This is a genomic window from Cystobacter fuscus, from assembly GCF_002305875.1.
Classification (GTDB): Bacteria; Myxococcota; Myxococcia; order Myxococcales; family Myxococcaceae; genus Cystobacter; species Cystobacter fuscus_A.
Map to the genome: position 1 here is coordinate 2,055,280 of NZ_CP022098.1, position 14,337 is coordinate 2,069,616.

Annotated in this window: 24 protein-coding genes; 5 read left to right on the forward strand and 19 right to left on the reverse strand. The window is 70.9% G+C overall.

Annotated features, from left to right (window positions below):
* Nucleotides 1–144 precede the first annotated feature (144 nt).
* The 15 genes from CYFUS_RS08550 to CYFUS_RS08615 form a co-directional block, all read right to left on the reverse strand.
* Nucleotides 145–825: a hypothetical protein gene (locus tag CYFUS_RS08550; RefSeq protein ID WP_157758328.1), complete on the reverse strand. Its 681-nt coding sequence runs from the start codon at nt 823–825 to the stop codon at nt 145–147.
* Between the two features lie 72 nt (nt 826–897).
* Complete coding sequence (locus tag CYFUS_RS08555; protein ID WP_095984779.1) at nt 898–1,140, reverse strand: hypothetical protein; 243 nt, start codon at nt 1,138–1,140, stop codon at nt 898–900.
* Nucleotides 1,140–1,460 carry a hypothetical protein gene (locus tag CYFUS_RS08560; RefSeq protein WP_095984780.1) on the reverse strand — a complete coding sequence of 107 codons (321 nt, stop codon included), beginning with the start codon at nt 1,458–1,460 and terminating at the stop codon, nt 1,140–1,142. The genes CYFUS_RS08555 and CYFUS_RS08560 overlap by 1 nt, the downstream gene beginning before the upstream one ends.
* 4 nt (nt 1,461–1,464) lie before the next feature.
* Nucleotides 1,465–1,674 carry a hypothetical protein gene (locus CYFUS_RS08565; RefSeq protein ID WP_157758329.1) on the reverse strand — a complete coding sequence of 70 codons (210 nt, stop codon included), beginning with the start codon at nt 1,672–1,674 and terminating at the stop codon, nt 1,465–1,467.
* The gene (locus tag CYFUS_RS08570; RefSeq protein WP_232537448.1) at nt 1,671–2,279 is read right to left on the reverse strand and encodes a glycoside hydrolase family 19 protein; all 609 of its coding nucleotides are present in this window, start codon (nt 2,277–2,279) and stop codon (nt 1,671–1,673) included. The genes CYFUS_RS08565 and CYFUS_RS08570 overlap by 4 nt, the downstream gene beginning before the upstream one ends.
* The gene (locus CYFUS_RS50435; protein WP_157758330.1) at nt 2,276–2,431 is read right to left on the reverse strand and encodes a hypothetical protein; all 156 of its coding nucleotides are present in this window, start codon (nt 2,429–2,431) and stop codon (nt 2,276–2,278) included. The genes CYFUS_RS08570 and CYFUS_RS50435 overlap by 4 nt, the downstream gene beginning before the upstream one ends.
* Nucleotides 2,432–2,457: 26 nt before the next feature.
* Nucleotides 2,458–2,925 carry a hypothetical protein gene (locus CYFUS_RS08575; protein WP_095984782.1) on the reverse strand — a complete coding sequence of 156 codons (468 nt, stop codon included), beginning with the start codon at nt 2,923–2,925 and terminating at the stop codon, nt 2,458–2,460.
* A 3-nt stretch (nt 2,926–2,928) separates the two neighbouring features.
* Nucleotides 2,929–3,726 (reverse strand): hypothetical protein, encoded by a 798-nt coding sequence (locus CYFUS_RS08580; RefSeq protein WP_157758331.1) that lies wholly within the window; start codon nt 3,724–3,726, stop codon nt 2,929–2,931.
* A gap of 11 nt (nt 3,727–3,737) precedes the next feature.
* On the reverse strand, nt 3,738–4,058 hold the full coding sequence (locus CYFUS_RS50440; RefSeq protein ID WP_232537917.1) for a hypothetical protein: 321 nt from the start codon (nt 4,056–4,058) through the stop codon (nt 3,738–3,740).
* A 10-nt stretch (nt 4,059–4,068) separates the two neighbouring features.
* Complete coding sequence (locus tag CYFUS_RS08590; RefSeq protein WP_095984784.1) at nt 4,069–4,806, reverse strand: hypothetical protein; 738 nt, start codon at nt 4,804–4,806, stop codon at nt 4,069–4,071.
* A gap of 12 nt (nt 4,807–4,818) precedes the next feature.
* Nucleotides 4,819–5,187, reverse strand: coding sequence for a hypothetical protein (locus CYFUS_RS08595; protein ID WP_095984785.1), 369 nt, complete (start codon nt 5,185–5,187; stop codon nt 4,819–4,821).
* A 10-nt stretch (nt 5,188–5,197) separates the two neighbouring features.
* Nucleotides 5,198–6,547 carry a hypothetical protein gene (locus CYFUS_RS08600; protein WP_095984786.1) on the reverse strand — a complete coding sequence of 450 codons (1,350 nt, stop codon included), beginning with the start codon at nt 6,545–6,547 and terminating at the stop codon, nt 5,198–5,200.
* A 192-nt stretch (nt 6,548–6,739) separates the two neighbouring features.
* Nucleotides 6,740–7,363 carry a type IV secretion system DNA-binding domain-containing protein gene (locus CYFUS_RS08605; RefSeq protein ID WP_095984787.1) on the reverse strand — a complete coding sequence of 208 codons (624 nt, stop codon included), beginning with the start codon at nt 7,361–7,363 and terminating at the stop codon, nt 6,740–6,742.
* A 1-nt stretch (nt 7,364) separates the two neighbouring features.
* The gene (locus CYFUS_RS08610) at nt 7,365–7,988 is read right to left on the reverse strand and encodes a hypothetical protein (protein ID WP_095984788.1); all 624 of its coding nucleotides are present in this window, start codon (nt 7,986–7,988) and stop codon (nt 7,365–7,367) included.
* 31 nt (nt 7,989–8,019) lie between these two features.
* Entirely contained in the window at nt 8,020–8,295 is a 276-nt protein-coding gene (locus tag CYFUS_RS08615) for a hypothetical protein (RefSeq protein ID WP_095984789.1), read from the reverse strand.
* Between the two features lie 270 nt (nt 8,296–8,565).
* On the opposite strand from CYFUS_RS08615, the gene CYFUS_RS50445 reads away from it, so the two are divergent.
* Together CYFUS_RS50445 and CYFUS_RS08620 are read left to right on the forward strand one after the other, a co-directional pair.
* The gene (locus CYFUS_RS50445; RefSeq protein ID WP_157758334.1) at nt 8,566–8,823 is read left to right on the forward strand and encodes a helix-turn-helix domain-containing protein; all 258 of its coding nucleotides are present in this window, start codon (nt 8,566–8,568) and stop codon (nt 8,821–8,823) included.
* The gene (locus CYFUS_RS08620) at nt 8,820–9,461 is read left to right on the forward strand and encodes a recombinase family protein (protein ID WP_157758335.1); all 642 of its coding nucleotides are present in this window, start codon (nt 8,820–8,822) and stop codon (nt 9,459–9,461) included. The genes CYFUS_RS50445 and CYFUS_RS08620 overlap by 4 nt, the downstream gene beginning before the upstream one ends.
* A gap of 88 nt (nt 9,462–9,549) precedes the next feature.
* On the opposite strand, the gene CYFUS_RS08625 is transcribed toward CYFUS_RS08620, so the two are convergent.
* The 4 genes from CYFUS_RS08625 to CYFUS_RS08645 form a co-directional block, all read right to left on the reverse strand.
* A complete protein-coding gene (locus CYFUS_RS08625; RefSeq protein ID WP_095984791.1) occupies nt 9,550–9,906 on the reverse strand; it encodes a hypothetical protein in 357 nt (118 codons plus the stop codon).
* Nucleotides 9,907–9,919: 13 nt separating this feature from the next.
* Nucleotides 9,920–10,189 carry a hypothetical protein gene (locus tag CYFUS_RS08630; RefSeq protein ID WP_095984792.1) on the reverse strand — a complete coding sequence of 90 codons (270 nt, stop codon included), beginning with the start codon at nt 10,187–10,189 and terminating at the stop codon, nt 9,920–9,922.
* The gene (locus CYFUS_RS08635; RefSeq protein ID WP_095984793.1) at nt 10,186–10,401 is read right to left on the reverse strand and encodes a hypothetical protein; all 216 of its coding nucleotides are present in this window, start codon (nt 10,399–10,401) and stop codon (nt 10,186–10,188) included. Before CYFUS_RS08635 ends, CYFUS_RS08630 begins: the two co-directional genes overlap by 4 nt.
* Nucleotides 10,402–10,699: 298 nt before the next feature.
* Complete coding sequence (locus tag CYFUS_RS08645; RefSeq protein WP_157758336.1) at nt 10,700–11,017, reverse strand: hypothetical protein; 318 nt, start codon at nt 11,015–11,017, stop codon at nt 10,700–10,702.
* A gap of 1,427 nt (nt 11,018–12,444) precedes the next feature.
* Here CYFUS_RS08645 and CYFUS_RS08655 point away from each other — a divergent pair.
* The 3 genes from CYFUS_RS08655 (at nt 12,445) to CYFUS_RS08665 (ending at nt 14,182) form a co-directional block, all read left to right on the forward strand.
* Nucleotides 12,445–13,026, forward strand: coding sequence for a hypothetical protein (locus CYFUS_RS08655; protein ID WP_095984796.1), 582 nt, complete (start codon nt 12,445–12,447; stop codon nt 13,024–13,026).
* 406 nt (nt 13,027–13,432) lie between these two features.
* Nucleotides 13,433–13,993 (forward strand): hypothetical protein, encoded by a 561-nt coding sequence (locus tag CYFUS_RS50450; protein ID WP_157758337.1) that lies wholly within the window; start codon nt 13,433–13,435, stop codon nt 13,991–13,993.
* A gap of 6 nt (nt 13,994–13,999) precedes the next feature.
* The gene (locus CYFUS_RS08665) at nt 14,000–14,182 is read left to right on the forward strand and encodes a hypothetical protein (protein ID WP_095984798.1); all 183 of its coding nucleotides are present in this window, start codon (nt 14,000–14,002) and stop codon (nt 14,180–14,182) included.
* Nucleotides 14,183–14,337 lie beyond the last annotated feature (155 nt).

The window sequence follows — 14,337 nt, forward strand, 5'->3', positions numbered from 1 at the left end:
CCTGCCATGCCCGACAGCCTTCTAGCACGTCCCCGGTGCTGCAACACCCGGAACATGCACGCACCGTCAGCCTGCCAGGGCCTCAAGCGCGCAGTCTCTTCTTTGGACAGCAGGTTGCGCCCGCCCCGTGCCGGTGTCAAGGCATCAGGGCTGGATGGACTGGCTGGGCTTCGGCGCCGCCAGCGTGGGCAGGTAGCACTGCCCCTCATGCTCGTACGCCTTCGCCGGACACGGCGCCACGGACTTGAGCCGCGTCCAGCACCCGCCCCGCACCTCGTCCTCAAGCTCGGGGTCACACGGCGGGCGCTTCTGCCGCTCAAAGGGCTTGGCGGGCATGGGTCCAGCCGGGAAGACGCCCTGCGTGGGCGCCCACGCGGACGGCGCCTCATCCGACGTCCGCGCCGCCTCCACCGGCGGCAGCTCCGGCCGCTCGAGCACCCGCAGCGGCAACAGGACGAGCGCCACCACGGCCACCACCGCAAGCGCGGCTGGGAGCACCAGCCGCGGCGGGGGCCGGAGACGCCAGCCGGGTGTCATCAGGTGCTCGCGCGCGTCGCGCCGCCGCGCCAGGTCCCCCACCACCAGCGCCAGCCGCAGCAGCAGCGTGGAGAGGTCCGCGAGAGAGGCACCACGCGGCGCCCGGTCCACCCGGAGGGAGGCGCGGCGTGGCTGGTCGCCACCCAGCACCGTCAACTTCCAGCCGCGCACCGGTCGCCAGTCACCGACGCGGCCGGGGCCCACCATCACGGCCGGCGCTCCCGTCTCTTCATCGCGGGCCGCGTACACCCGGCCCACGTCGCGCCCAGCACCACGAAACCGTCTCAAGACGGTCAACTTCCCAACCCGGTTGCGGCGGTTCATCACTTCCTCCCGCCGCCACCGTACCACGCACCACCGTCAGGCCGGAGCCGGCGGGGCCGTGGGCGCCTCGAGCGCGCCATGGTCCGCCATCCACTTCTCCGCGTCGATGCGACCGTGCAGGTCCTGGACGGCCTGCGCGACGTGGTGAAAGCGGTGGTCCACCTGCCGCTCCAACTCGCGCTCACGCTCCCGGCGGCGCGCCAGCACATCCGCCGCCACCCAACCCGCCACGAAGGCGAGCCCCAGCATGTACAGCCCCACCGCCATGTCCCGATTCATCAGTGCAGCTCCCCGCGCGCCTGGCGCTCGTACTCCTCCGCCGCCACCACGGCGCGGTAGGCCACCGTGTGCGGCTTGGCGAACGTCTTCACCAGCAGGGCCGCGCCGCGCCACACCCCGCGCCAGAACCACGACTCCTGGAAGTCCGGCACGCCGTTGTTGTTGAAGTCGAGCGGCACGCCGCTGGCCGTCTTCTCATTCCTGTCCACACGCTCCCCCTGTCTGAATCCGGCATCCGTCAGGACGACGACGCCATACACGAGCACGGCGGCCATGAAGCCGCCGAGCCACCACAACACCTCGCGCGCAAACCCTTGCATGACGTCAACGCTCCACCGGCGTCGCCTTCGGCCAGCGCTTGATGGCCGCTGGTGACTTGTTGGTACCGATAATCGGCAGCCAGGAGATATTTCCCGCCTCCCACTGCCCCCAGTAGTAGCGACTGAGCCACACACCCGCCCCGACGCCCACCGCGAGCACCGCCGTCCCCAACAGCGCGCCCGCCACCACGCCCACCGCCCTGCCTGCACTCATGCCGTCACCCCCAGCACGGCGCGCGCCTTCGCATGGTAGGCGTCGCGCTCGGCCTTGCCGTTGAGTCCGCCGTTCACCCGGCGGGTGATGTCATCGAAGCGGCCCGCGTCCGCCAGCTCGTTGAGTCCGCGCGAGCGCCAGTACCACGCGGCCGTGCGGAAGCCGACGGCGGGCGTGGCCACCCGCGCGGGACTGCCCTCCAAGTCCAACCCCAGCGCCGTACCGGCGGCGCGGTAGTTGGCGCGACCGGTGAGCTGAATGGGCCCGCGACCCTTGTAGCGCACGCCGTCCCCCGGCTGCGTGTTGCCCAAGTCCGCCCGCCCCTCGTAGGCCGCGCCGCTGGCCAGTTCCTCGAAGTACCGCAGCTCACCGGACTCGTGAGCGAGCTGGGCGAGGAAGGCCGCCGCGCGCGCGGGCGTGCTCACCCCCGCCTCACGCATGGCCGCGAGCAGCCACGGAAGCAACTCCGCCGCGCGGGCCTCGGTGAGGCGTGGCATCACCGCGCGCAGTTGCGCCAACGTCACCACGTCCTTCCCCTTCCACATGAGCACCCCCACGCCGAGCACCGCCGCCGCCACCAGGGCGAGCCACGCCCCGCGGCTCACCGCGCGCCTCGCGCGAGCAACCTGGACACGCGGGCCGCGTAGCGCTCCAACCGCGACACACGCCGCGCCAGCGCGTCCAGCGCAGGCGCGAGCGCCGCCGCCGCGTGACGCTGGCCAAGGTAACTGCCGAAGAAGGCCGCAAGGGCCGTCACCGCCTGATGCAGCTCCATGTCTCACCTCACCGCCGCACGAGCGCGGCCACCGCCACCACCACCACGAGCGCGCCGACACCCGCCGCCGCCCACTTCATCCACGCCGGCCACAGTGCCGGCGTCGTCACCGTCTCCGCCGTCTTCGCGGCGGCATGCTTCACCGCCGCGAAAAGACTCCGGTCGTACGCCTCGCCGACAATGCGCTCCACCGCGTCCGCCAAGTCCACCCGGCCGAAGTCCAGGAAGCGCTGGACGGCGTACTCGCTGCCGTCCTCGCGCCGCCCGAGCACCGCCCAGGTGCGATAGGTGCTCGCCCACTTCTCCAGGAGCACGCCCATGTTGAGGTAGGCCGCGCGAATGGACCGCTCCTCCTCCGACGCGAAGAAGCCGCCCGCGTTGGCCTCCACCCGCACCTTGCCGCGCGCGTACTGCGCTCTCACCTCGCGAATGGCCGCGTCCATGGCGGCCACCTCCTGCGCGCTCGCGGCGGCCATGGCCTACTCCATGCCCACGAGCCGCACGTACATGGGAGTCCCCCGCGTGGGATTGGCTGCCGCGTAGCCCGCCAGGTCCACGAAGGTGAGCGTCACGTGCAACCACGCCGGCCGCATCTTCAGCGCGACCCAGCCATCCACCGCCAGGTCAGACGGGCGAGACGTCGCGACATCATTTCCGAGCACAATCACCTTCCGCTCTCCACCCGCCAGTTCCAGCATCGGCCCGCCAATCGGGTCTGCGAGCGCATCAGGCCCCGTCAGCAGATTGAGCCCCACCTGGAGGGCGGGACGACTGGACGGATAGGCGGGGTCCTTGGTGAAGCTGGCGCACGCGTACAAATGCAGCTCACGGAAGCGCGACACATCGAACGGCGCCGGCCACGCACCATCCGACACCGCCGCATCCACCACGCTGCCGTTGGCGCTGGGAAGGAAGTAGCCATTGTTCTTCACCATGCCGTCGAAGTTGACCTTGTTGGCCAACAGAAACGAGCGCTCACGCCGCCGCGTGGCACCGCCCACCGCATCCGCCGAGCCCTCGAAGACAGTCACCCGCCACCTGTCCCCCACTCGCCCTCCCACCAGCTCCGCCACCTCGAAAGGCTCGGAGAAGTAGCGCGCGCCGTCGTCCTCCAACACGTGCACCAGCGAGTCGTTGCGGTTGAACCTCACGGTCGCAGACATGTCCACCGGATTCCCCGTGAGTGCATTGGTGAGCGGCTCCAACCGCAACCCAATGCCCCCCGCGCCCACCGTCTGCACCACGCTGCTGATGGTAACAACCGTCTGTCTTTGCATGTACTCACCCCTCAGAAGAGCTTGAAGTTCTTGAACAGGTTGGTGATGCCACCAACCACTCCGCCCACCGTGTTGACGATGTTTCCCACGGTGCTCACGACATCGTTGACTGTCTTCGCGATGCCACTGGCCGGAGCGGGCGCGGGCGCCGGAACAGGCGCGGGTGCCGGTGCCGGAACAGGTGCGGGCGCCGGGACAGGCGCGGGCGCGGGCGCCGACCCCTGCGACACCACAACCCCAGACGTCTTCGTCCGGGTCAACCACACCGCCGCCACCGCCGCCCCCGCGATGATGACCGCGCCACCAATCACTGCCGCCGTCATGCCATTCATTGCCGCGCCCTCACTTCCCGAACAGTCCCTTGAAGAGGGACGTGACACCGTTCTTCACCACGTTGGCCGCCGCGCTCACCGCCGAAGCCACGGCCGCCACGGGCGCGTGCACGGCATTCCTCGGGTCGGTGATGTCCAGCTTCGCCACCACGTCCCGCACCGCGCGCTCGGCATCCGCCCCCGCCACCGCGCGAATACCCAGACTCACCACCTCGCCCGTCACCTTCAGGCTGGTGAGAATGCCCGTCGGGTCCGCCACCGCGACTCCCACCGTCTGGGCCACGCGGCGGCTGATTTCAGCCGGAACACCCAGCGCCGAACCCACCGCCTCCACTCCCTCCCTCGCCACGAAGCCGAGGCCCGCGCCCGCGCCGAACACCGCCGTGGTGTTGCCCGCACCCGCGCCAGCAATGGCCGTCACCACCTGGCGCATGGCGTCCGTCGCCTGCAACCCCATGGTGACGGTGGCCGCGCTGCTGCCGAGCAACGTCGTCAACCCCTTCTCGGCGGCCTTGTTCACCACGTCCCCGAGAATGCCGGTGCCGCCCGACGCGGCCGGCACCGGCACGGGCGCCGGCGCGCCGCTCGGTGGCTTCTCCACCGTCGGCACCGGCGTAGGCGCCGCCACCTTCGGCGTGGGCGCCACCGCTGGCGCGGCGGCCGTGCCCCCCTCGCGCGTCGCCACCCACGCCCCCGCCGCCGCCACGGCCGCCGCGCCACCCACCGCCACCACCGCGCCCACCGCCATCTCCGCCCCCTCTCAGAATGCTTCCACCACCGACCCCAGCCGCTGCCTCGGGACAATGCCGGTGTTCTTCGACACCGCCACCAGCTTGGGGGCGACGATGCCGGGACTCGCCCCCGGCGGCATCACCGGCAGCGACGGCACCTCGGACACATTCACCACCTCCGCGCGCGGCGCGAAGATGGGCGTGGGCTCCGGCGCGAAGGACTTCACCACCGCCGCCTTCACCACCACGGGCGCCGGCACGCCGCTCGCCGGCTTCTCCACCGCCGGCACCAGCGACACGGCGGGGGCCGCCACCTTGCGCCGCCGCCACACCGCCACGGCCCCCGCCGTCACCGCCGCCGCCACCACGGCCGCCACCACCACATGCGCCGTCTTCATGCGGCCCCCGTCACGCCGTCAGGAGCGCGCGCACGCTGGTGAGCACCGGGGAGCCCTGCCGCGAGAGGCCGTGCGTGTCCTGCACGCACCCCGGCACGGCGAGCGCCGCCTGGCGCACCACGTCCTCGGCCAGCGCCGGCTCCTGGTTGGCCATGGCCTGCGCGTACATGGCGCGGCCGTTGGCGATGAGACTGCCCGGCAGGTACACGTCCGTCGCCCCGCCTCCCTGGCTCACCAGCCCCGGGAAGCGCTGGAACTCCTTGTCGTCGGTGTCCAGCAACACCATGGGCAGGTACGGGTAGAGCGAATGCGGCAGCTCACCTCCGGCGATGCCGTAGTACGCGGCGGCGCTCACCGCCTTGAGCGTCTTGTTGCGGCCATTCTTCCCGGCGGCGTCCGCCACGTCCGCGAGCACCTCCCCGTGCTCGGGGATGGGGATGACGAGGCCGCCCAGGCGCGTGGTGCCCAGCGTCTTGGTGATTTGCTCCACCCGGAAGTTGCCCGACAGCCAGTCGCGCAGCTCCATGTCGCTGGTGATGGAGTAGAGCACCGTCTCGCGGTCCGAGATGTCGCCCTCGGCGGGCTGGTTGGGCAAGTCGAGCACCTGGGTGTACGCCTGCGCCGCGGACATGTTGGTGTACAGCTCCTCCCCGTCCACGAAGGCGGCGATGTCCGTGAGCTGCGACGCGGCCAGCGTCGAGCTGCGCTCCACCGCCAGCAGCACGCACCCACGCGGCAGCCTGGCCACCTTGTCCGTCTCGTCCACCTCCAGCCACTCCGGCAGGTACGTCCACTGCTCCGGGCCCTTCTTGGAGTAGTCGTCGGGGATGATGTCGAAGGTGACGTTACCGCTCACCGTGAAGCCCGAGGGCAGCACGTCCACCTTGCGGAACAGCTCGAGCTGCATCCCGGCGGCCTGGGTGCGCCCCACGCCGAACAGCCGCCGCTGGGCGCCGAGCTGCCATAGGCGGCCAGTGGGGATGGTGACGTACAGCTGCACCTGCGTCGTGGCGCCCGTCGTCAGCGTCCGCGCGAGCCCCATCGTGGTGGACGTGTAGCCCTCCCACTCGGAGCCGTAGAGGAAGCGGGCGATGCGTTGGAGCCGCGTGAGCGTGAGCATGTTGTACGGCGTGCGGCGGCCATTCTTCCCGTAGGACAGCTTGAGGCTGTAGCCGTCCAGGAAGGACTGCCGCTCGGCGTCCGTCAGCGCGCGCGAGGTGCCCGAGGCATTGGCGATGGACACCGTCATCAGGGCGCGGATGCCTTGCATCAACCGGCCCTTGCCGAGCACCAGCTTGCCCTTCTCCAACAGGGCCTGGGTGCCCTGGCCCGTGAGCGTCAGCGTCGAGAGCTTTTTCATGTGTCGTTCCCCTGAGCGAGCCACCGGACTACAGGTACACCGCCACGCCCGGCGCGAAGCGCTTCGCCGCCGCCCGCACGGCCACCGTGAGCGCCATCGTCACCACCGCCGTCACCAACACCGTCTTCACGTTCACCTCGTCCCCCTTGCCGGCCCCGCCGGCCTTGCTTGAGCGCCCCCCGGCGCTCGGCCTTACTCGTCTCGCCAGACCAGGCGCTCACCGAGCTTGAGCTTGGGCACCTGTTCCGCGAAGTCCTTGCCGCACCGCTTCGCGATGGCGGCCACGTCATCCGGGTCGTCCTGCTTACCCGTGTCGAGCAACGTCACCTGGGTGCGCGCGGTGTACGGCACATGCACCACGCGCTGGGCCGCGAGCACGAGCGGCACCTTGGCGTGCCGGCCCTGCGTGGCCAGGAAGTTCATCGCCTCCTGTGCCTCGCTGCTCTCCCAAAAGAGCACCATCTCATCGGCGGCGAAGACGAGGTCTCCCGCCTCATAGACCGTCCACGCGAGCCACGAGAACGCCTTGGCCACCTCGGCCTTGCGCAGCGAGCCCGGCACCACCGCGAAGGAGGCGTCTCCCTCCAGTAGCTCGGACGGGTCCGCCTTGAGCTGCCACAACTCCCGGCGGCTCGGCAGCGGCCCCAACACCACCTCATCCGAGGCACGGCCCTCCTGGCTGTACTCATCGTGAGGGTCAAACACCACCACGCGCTGCCCGGCCTTCAAACACAGGCCCAACACTTCCTTGGCCCTGGTGGACTTGCGACTACCGCGCTTGCCCACGTACAGGTTCACCTCGTGCGCGCGCAGCACGTCAGGCCGCCTTGATGCCCGCGCCCTCGGCGCTGGCCGCACTGCCTTCACCCATCACCCTCGCCGTCGCCATCTCCAGGGCTGGCGGCACCAGCCACAGCGCGAGCGCCAGGGCCAGCTGTCCCTCCGGCGTCGCCACGGCGGACGGCAGGTACTTGGCCAGCACCGGCCCGGCCGCCTGTACCACCGCCTGGGCGGGAACAATGGCCTCGCCGCCGAGCGGGTTGGGGCGCGGCACCATGGGGTCAAACTTCGTCCCCTGGAGCGGCGCGGCCACCATGGCGAACAGCCCGTTCGCGAGCTGGGTCATCGCCGCCAGTTCCTCGGCGGACGGCATGGGCGCGGCCACGGCCGGCGTCTCTGCCGGAACGAGCGCCGCGCCGGGCTCGGCGGACGGCGCACTCGCGGCCACCGAAGCGCCACCGCTCAACGCGGCGGCTGCGCGCTCCATGGCTTCCGGGTCGTCACTCTCCAGGGCCTTTTCCACGGCGCGCTTGAGGCGCTTGGCGGCAGCCGCGCGGCGGGCCTTCTCCGGGCTCGGCGGCGGGCGCTCGCGCTTACCACTGGCGGCCGGCGGGGCCTCGGGCGGCGTCTCCTGCGTGGACGTGGTGTCTTCGGTGCTCATGGCGTGCGTCCTCGGGAAGCAGGGACTGGGACTACTTGGCGGCCTCGGACTCGGCGGCGAGACGCTCCAACTCCTTCAGCTCGGCGTCGGTCGTGGGCAGCTCGTCCAGCCGCACCGGCAACCCCAGCCGGTTGAGGCGACCCACCAGCAACTCGCGGCGCAGCTCCGTGAGCGTGCGCGCCGTGGCCACCAGCGGAGCCTGGGCGGCAGTCGGCCTCAGCTCTGGATGGGCGACAACCTGTCCGCCCCCATCGCGCTGCCTCTCCTCCTGCTGCCGGTGCCACCGCTGGCGCGCCGTCTCTCCCATGGCCGTCTCTCCGTGTCGTGCGTGGGCCCGTGGCCCGAAGTAAGAAGCGACGGCACCGCTCCGCGCGCCCGAGAGGCTCTTGTCCCGCTGTCCCTCGCGGCGCGGGGGCGGACCCAGAGCGCCGGAGCGGCGCCGTCAACGAAACGAATTGTCTCGCGCCCGGCTGCCTGTTGGACCTGGGCACGGACGCCACCGCGCCCGCACCGCTCGCACGTTTCGCATGGCTCGCATCCACCAACGCCCGGCCGCGCTGCCTGTAGAATGGGCGCCATGAGCACCCGAACCCCTCGCACCCCCGGCGCCCGCCGCGCCGCCCCGCGCCCCGCCGCCGCTGGCGAGCTACCTCCACCGCCGCGCAACTGGACCACCGTGAAGGACGCCGCCGACCGCGCTGGCGTCCACGTGGCCACCGTCTACCGCTGGTGTGAGTCGCAAGAGGTGGAAGCCCGCCGGCTCGGCCGGAGCGGCTGGCGTGTGCGCCTCGCCTCCGACGGCTTCCCGCTCTTCCGCACCGAGCGCTCCGCGTGAAAGCCGCGTGCTACCTGCGCGTCTCCACCGATGAGCAGACGTTGGAGAACCAGCGTGCGCCGCTCCAGGCCCTGTGCGAGGCGCGCGGCTGGGAGCCCGTCTGGTACGAGGAAACCTGGAGCGGCCGCGACGACCGGCGCCCGGAACTCAGCCGCCTGCGTGAGGACTGCCGCCGCGGCCGGGTGCGCGCCGTGGCTGTCGTCGCCCTGGACCGCCTGGCGCGCAGCGCTCGCACGTGCCTGCGCTTCTTCGAAGACGCCGACAGGTGGGGGGTGCAGGTGGTGAGCCTGCGCGAGTCCTGGAGCGAGGCGGACCGGGCCTTGAGAGACTTAATCATCCACGTGCTGGCCTTCGCCGCCGAACTCGAGGTGTCCGCCCTGCGCGAGCGCACCCGCGTGGGCATGCGGCGCGCCCGGGAGAAGGGCACCCGGAGCGGTCGCCCCATCGGCAGGCCCCGTCTCTCCCGTACCCAGCTCGGCGCCGCCGCCGCCATGGTCCAGGCGGGTGAGAGCCAGCGCAAGGCCGCCGAGAGTTGCGGCGTCTCCCGCCGGGCCCTGAAACGCCACCTGGAGGGCCTAGGCGCCCCGCAGAACGACGAAAGGGCCCGGGAGCCCCCTGGGGAGCCTCCGGACCCCTGAGTGGGGCAAAAGGGTCAGCCGCCGCGCCCCTCGGGGACTACCCCTCACCCGAGGGCGGGGCAGAAGGGGTCCCTTTTGCCCCGACAAGTCAGGGCACCGCCTCGTCGACCGAACACGCGCCGTCCCTGCCCTGCACCACGACTCTTAGGCGCTTGTTCTTCACCGCCCAATCTAGATGTTCGCGGTCACCAGCCTTGACTTCGACCATGCTGCCTGACCAACCGTTCTCCCTTCTCGCCCTAAGCACCTCCAGTATGGCTTCCGTCCATTGCCGGTGCTCATCCTCCCGCTGAGCCGCCGCACGCTTTGCGGCGTCCTCACGCCGACCGCGCCGGATGTCGAGCACGTTCCTCAACGCCGTCGTTCCGCCCGCCGCCACCGCCGTTACGGCGACAACGGCCGACCAATACTTCCCAAGCCACTCCGCGACACTTTCCAGACCCATGGACACAATCCTCTCACAGCGACTCGTCGGGCTTGAAGCCCATGGGCCGCCGCTTGCCCTTGCGCTCCAGGTGCTCGCGCAGCGTACCCTGGATGGCAATGCCGGCCAGCACCTCGGGCCCGTGGTGCTGGGCCGCCGCCACCCAGTCCGCGAGCAGGCCGAGCGCGCGGCGCTGCTCCGGGTCCACCACGAGCCCGGCCTTGGCCGCCTTGTCCAGCTTGCGCACCTCGGTGCGCACGGCCGCCGCCGCCAGCTGGCACGCGCCGCGCCATGCCGGGCTCATGGCGTCACCTCGGCGAACAACTCCAACTGCACCGGCGCGGACACGCCCAGAGCGGCCGCCCGCGCGTTGAACTCCGCCGCGAGCCCCCGGGCCTCGTCGAACACCACCGGCATGTCCTCGTCCGCCACGTGGACGCCCGGCCCCGGGCCGTGCACCAGCACCACGCGCGCCGCCTCCGCGAGACACAGCCCGCGCGCCTCCGACCGCGTCATAGCGACACCTCCCGGCAGCACGGCGGCACCACCGGCCGCCCTCGGCAGTTTTCCCAGAGCGGCACGCCGTGGCGGCAGCTCGGCCACGCCGCCGCCCCCGCCAGCACCACCCCGCGCGCCGGCATGGCGCCGTGGCGGCCGGGCATGCTCTCCGGGCGAGCGCTGCCGCAGTCCTCGCACGGCACCCAGCGCGGCGCGGCGGCCACTACGACGCCGCCAGTCTGCACCTGGGGGCCCTCGCCACGCGCGCTCCCCTTGGCCCACGTGCGCACGGACACTCGCGCCTCGGTCGGCGCGCTCATTCCGACACCCCCGCCTTGTCCAGCATGGACTCCAGTTCCGCCACCTGGTCCATCGCCTGCCGTTCCCGCACCTCGGCGTCCGCCAGACACCTCTCCAGCTTGCACGCGCGCTCGGCGGCCGCGCTGGCCTGCATCAAGGCGTCGTCGCGCTCGCGCCCCACCGCGCGGGCCCGGCCGCGCAGCGTCCACAGCACCCGAGCCAGGGCGCGACGAACGGCCCGCTTTGCACTCAGCGGCAGCGCCGCGAGCCGGAAGGCGTCCGCCACGGCGCGCACGTCCCCTCGCACCCCCCGCCGCTCCGCACGTCGACACACGTAGCAGCTGCACGCGCCCCGCGGCTGCCCATGGCAACGCGCGTCCCCAGCATCTGGGCAGCACTGCCGCAACCCCGGCGGCACGCCCGCGTCCGCCGCGCCCGCGCCGCTCCCGGCCGCCCATGCTCGCTCCCGGACTGGCGGCACCGGACCGCTCGCCACACGCGCAGCGGCCGTCGGCGAGCCGCGCTGGATGAACTTCACGCACTCACACCCGACGCGGCGCCGGCGGCACTTCCCCAGGCCCCGCGTGCCGCGCCAAGCGCCGTGCTCATTCGACGCGTGACCACACACGCACCGTGGTCCCTGGACTCCCGGCACCATGCCCTTCTCCAGGGGCCTCGCCTCCGCTTCGCTCCGGCTCGGCGGCGCAGACGACGCGGCACCACTCACGGCGGAAGGAGACTGCCTCCCCTGCACATCCTGGCGAGAGGCGAGGTAGCGGAGGCACTGTTCACACGTCACGACGTCAGACCGCTCGACGGTCAGGACACGCGCCACCTCCCGGCCACACACGGTGCGCTGCGCTCCCGACGACTCCGCCGCGTGAATCCTCTTCCTGTTTTCCTGCTTGGACGAAGCGCTGGAGCAAACGCGGTAGTGGGAGCAGGGCGGAGGGGGAGGGGCGGTTCGCCGAGCAGTGGGCCGAGCCGGTGGAGTTGGAGGTAGCGCCGCTGCCGTGTTGGGTGGGGAAGAGTGAAGAAGAGAGGCAGGGCGCGGTGCGGGAATTGCTCCAGGAGGTGGAAGCCGAAGCGCGTGCGCGAGGCAAGCCCGCCCTGGGGGCTCAGGCCGTGCAGGCGCAGCACCCGCATACCCGGCCTGAGCGACTCAAACGCAGCCCGCGGCCACTGGGGCATGCCTCCACGCGACAGGCGCTGAGAGAACTGCGTGAGCAGTACCGTGCCTTCGTCGCGGTGTTCCGCGAGGCAGCGGCTCGGTGGAGACGGGGGGATTTTTTGGCTCATTTCCCTCGGTTCGCCTTCCCTCCTCGAGTGGTGCCGGGTTGAGTCTTTCAACTTCTTTGACACCTATCCCGAGCCCCGTTTCGCTGAGCCGGTGCACGCGAGAAGCCGGCCCGGGATTGACCCGGGCGCGCCCTCGGGTGCCCAAGAGCGTCAGTCTTTTGTCGTAAAACGTCACTTCGCGCACCCAGGGGACGAGGTCCGCGCGGCCGCTCCGAGGGAAGACAGGTGGACGGGCCATTGGCACGTCTGATGCTTTGCGCTCCGGCGCAGTCCAACCCGAGAGCTGAGTGACGATGCGTCGAGCGATGACAGGCTGGGGCCGTGCCCTGAGCGTGTTCCTGTATGGAATGCTGATGACCGGGTGGTTTCTTCATCTGAAATAGCCGCAAACATCAGCCATTGCTGGATCACCGGAGCTTCGTCATTCCAGTTGAAACGCAACACACACCACAGGAAAGAACCATGAAGAACCTGAAGCCCTTGCTGGCCGTGCCCCTGTTTTGCATTGCTCCCATGCTCGCGGCCGCTGGCGAGCCCGCCGCCGAGGACTTTGTCTCCAGGCGCTCGGAGTTCGTCACCCTCGTGCCGGGCAAGACGGTGGAACTCCCCGCGCTGCGCGGGGACGACCGGTCGGCCTCGCGGCTCGCGGCCATGACGACCCAGATCTATCATTTCGGGAACTGGACCGGCGTCCCCACCTATTCAATTGGCGCGATCTCGGGCTCCACCGTGTACCACCCGCTGCCCAACCCCCTGAACTTCTCGGAGCCGGACGTCTTTTGGGGCTCGGCCCAGGCGTTCGTGGACGTCCCGGCCCTCACGCCGTGGACCCAGGTCTTCGCCTATACGACCAATCCGTCGGATCCCTACGGCCAGGCGAAGACCTGCAGCTGGCAGGTCGACGTCAGCGTCGTCAACGGCGCCTGCACGGCGAACGTCACGACGTCCGCCTACGGCCAGCAGGGCGCGACCTGCCTCATCGGCGACGGCGCGTGGGTCGACCCCGCATCGTGCAAGCTCTACGTGGCCGTCAGCATCGAGTGAGTGGAAGCCACCCCGTCTTCCCGTGGCGCACACGCTCACGGGAAGCGGGCCCTGGCCGCGCCTCGCCGCCGTCAAGGCAAGACCTTCAGAAAGATCAGGACGATCCCCGCGGGGACCGCGAGCACGAACGCCAGTCCGTGCATCTTGAGGAGGCCGGACATGCTCTCGCGGCGGAGGCCGAGGCTGGAATGAGGACCACGCCCAACAGCACCCCATGCACCAGGACACGCTGCTTCGGGTCCTGATTCTCGGAGTTGGAGTCTCCGGACAGTTCTTCCGTGGTGTTCTCGGACATCGTGGAGCGGAGAGACGCACGGAGGCCCATCTCCCTCCTGTTGAATGCCGGTGTCCGCGGGCGTGGACCGTGGACGTCGGCGCGCACGACGAGCTAAGTCGCCTCGCCAACATGACTCCAAAGAAAAGGCGGGAGTGGGCCCGCGTCTTCATCAGTGCCAGGCGGCAGGGGCTTAGCGGGCTGAGACTCATCCTCGTCTCGGTCGAGTGCGCGAGTCAGCTGGGCACCCTGGTGCCCTTCCTCGTGGCCGTGCGTGTCGTGCCACGGGTTGCACCCACTCGAGGCCGCGTGGTGCGCGCGGCGTGGCACGTGCCTCCAACGTGGGGCCCGCGCGCTGTAGGGGCGATCGCCGTGGGCCTCGCCCTCTGGGGCGTGCTCACGCTCAGCGAGGACCCGGCCCCGCGCGCGGAGATGGAGGTGGAGGACACGGCGGTGCCGGAGTGGATCCTCACCGGCCAGGGCGACGCCGGGGTGGTGGCCAAGAAGATGCCCAGCAAGCGGATGAAGGGCCAGGCGGCGCCACCGTGCGAGGTGCCCAACGTAGCGCTCAACGACGCCTGCTGGGCGCGACTCGAGCAGCCTCCGCCTTGCGGCGACTTCTACGAGTCCGAGGGCCGGTGCTACGTGCCCATCGTCGAGAAGAAGCGCGCGCCCACCAGCGTGGGCGAGTAGACAGATGTGATTGCCGACGGCCATCCACTGCTCGCCGCAGCACAACACGCCAACGAGCTCCGCGACGACCTCTCCCTTGAGCAGCTCATCGACATGATCCACGCCATCGCGACAATCCACGGCGACACCCGCTACGTGGAGCCAATCCTCCGGACCGCACTCGAGGGCCTTCGGCGCCGAACGATGTGAAACCCGCCTGGGGGGCGCGGTAGGGGAATGGGCCTGTTGGCTCTGGGGTGGTGTAAGCCTCAACACCCCGCGCGCTGGGCGAGCCCCTGCGCTGGAGCCAAGCACGCCCTCGACGTGGGCAGGCCGACGAGTTCTTTGACACCTTCTCTGACACC

Excerpts from the sequence above, each read along its gene's own strand:
- CYFUS_RS08555 (WP_095984779.1), bottom strand. The coding sequence starts at position 1,140 with ATGAATCGGGACATGGCGGTGGGGCTGTACATGCTGGGGCTCGCCTTC.
- CYFUS_RS08560 (WP_095984780.1), bottom strand. The coding sequence starts at position 1,460 with ATGCAAGGGTTTGCGCGCGAGGTGTTGTGGTGGCTCGGCGGCTTCATG.
- CYFUS_RS08565 (WP_157758329.1), bottom strand. The coding sequence starts at position 1,674 with ATGAGTGCAGGCAGGGCGGTGGGCGTGGTGGCGGGCGCGCTGTTGGGG.
- CYFUS_RS08575 (WP_095984782.1), bottom strand. The coding sequence starts at position 2,925 with ATGGCCGCCGCGAGCGCGCAGGAGGTGGCCGCCATGGACGCGGCCATT.
- CYFUS_RS08580 (WP_157758331.1), bottom strand. The coding sequence starts at position 3,726 with ATGCAAAGACAGACGGTTGTTACCATCAGCAGCGTGGTGCAGACGGTG.
- CYFUS_RS50440 (WP_232537917.1), bottom strand. The coding sequence starts at position 4,058 with ATGAATGGCATGACGGCGGCAGTGATTGGTGGCGCGGTCATCATCGCG.
- CYFUS_RS08590 (WP_095984784.1), bottom strand. The coding sequence starts at position 4,806 with ATGGCGGTGGGCGCGGTGGTGGCGGTGGGTGGCGCGGCGGCCGTGGCG.
- CYFUS_RS08595 (WP_095984785.1), bottom strand. The coding sequence starts at position 5,187 with ATGAAGACGGCGCATGTGGTGGTGGCGGCCGTGGTGGCGGCGGCGGTG.
- CYFUS_RS08600 (WP_095984786.1), bottom strand. The coding sequence starts at position 6,547 with ATGAAAAAGCTCTCGACGCTGACGCTCACGGGCCAGGGCACCCAGGCC.
- CYFUS_RS08610 (WP_095984788.1), bottom strand. The coding sequence starts at position 7,988 with ATGAGCACCGAAGACACCACGTCCACGCAGGAGACGCCGCCCGAGGCC.
- CYFUS_RS08615 (WP_095984789.1), bottom strand. The coding sequence starts at position 8,295 with ATGGGAGAGACGGCGCGCCAGCGGTGGCACCGGCAGCAGGAGGAGAGG.
- CYFUS_RS50445 (WP_157758334.1), top strand. The coding sequence starts at position 8,566 with ATGAGCACCCGAACCCCTCGCACCCCCGGCGCCCGCCGCGCCGCCCCG.
- CYFUS_RS08625 (WP_095984791.1), bottom strand. The coding sequence starts at position 9,906 with ATGGGTCTGGAAAGTGTCGCGGAGTGGCTTGGGAAGTATTGGTCGGCC.
- CYFUS_RS08630 (WP_095984792.1), bottom strand. The coding sequence starts at position 10,189 with ATGAGCCCGGCATGGCGCGGCGCGTGCCAGCTGGCGGCGGCGGCCGTG.
- CYFUS_RS08635 (WP_095984793.1), bottom strand. The coding sequence starts at position 10,401 with ATGACGCGGTCGGAGGCGCGCGGGCTGTGTCTCGCGGAGGCGGCGCGC.
- CYFUS_RS08655 (WP_095984796.1), top strand. The coding sequence starts at position 12,445 with ATGAAGAACCTGAAGCCCTTGCTGGCCGTGCCCCTGTTTTGCATTGCT.
- CYFUS_RS50450 (WP_157758337.1), top strand. The coding sequence starts at position 13,433 with ATGACTCCAAAGAAAAGGCGGGAGTGGGCCCGCGTCTTCATCAGTGCC.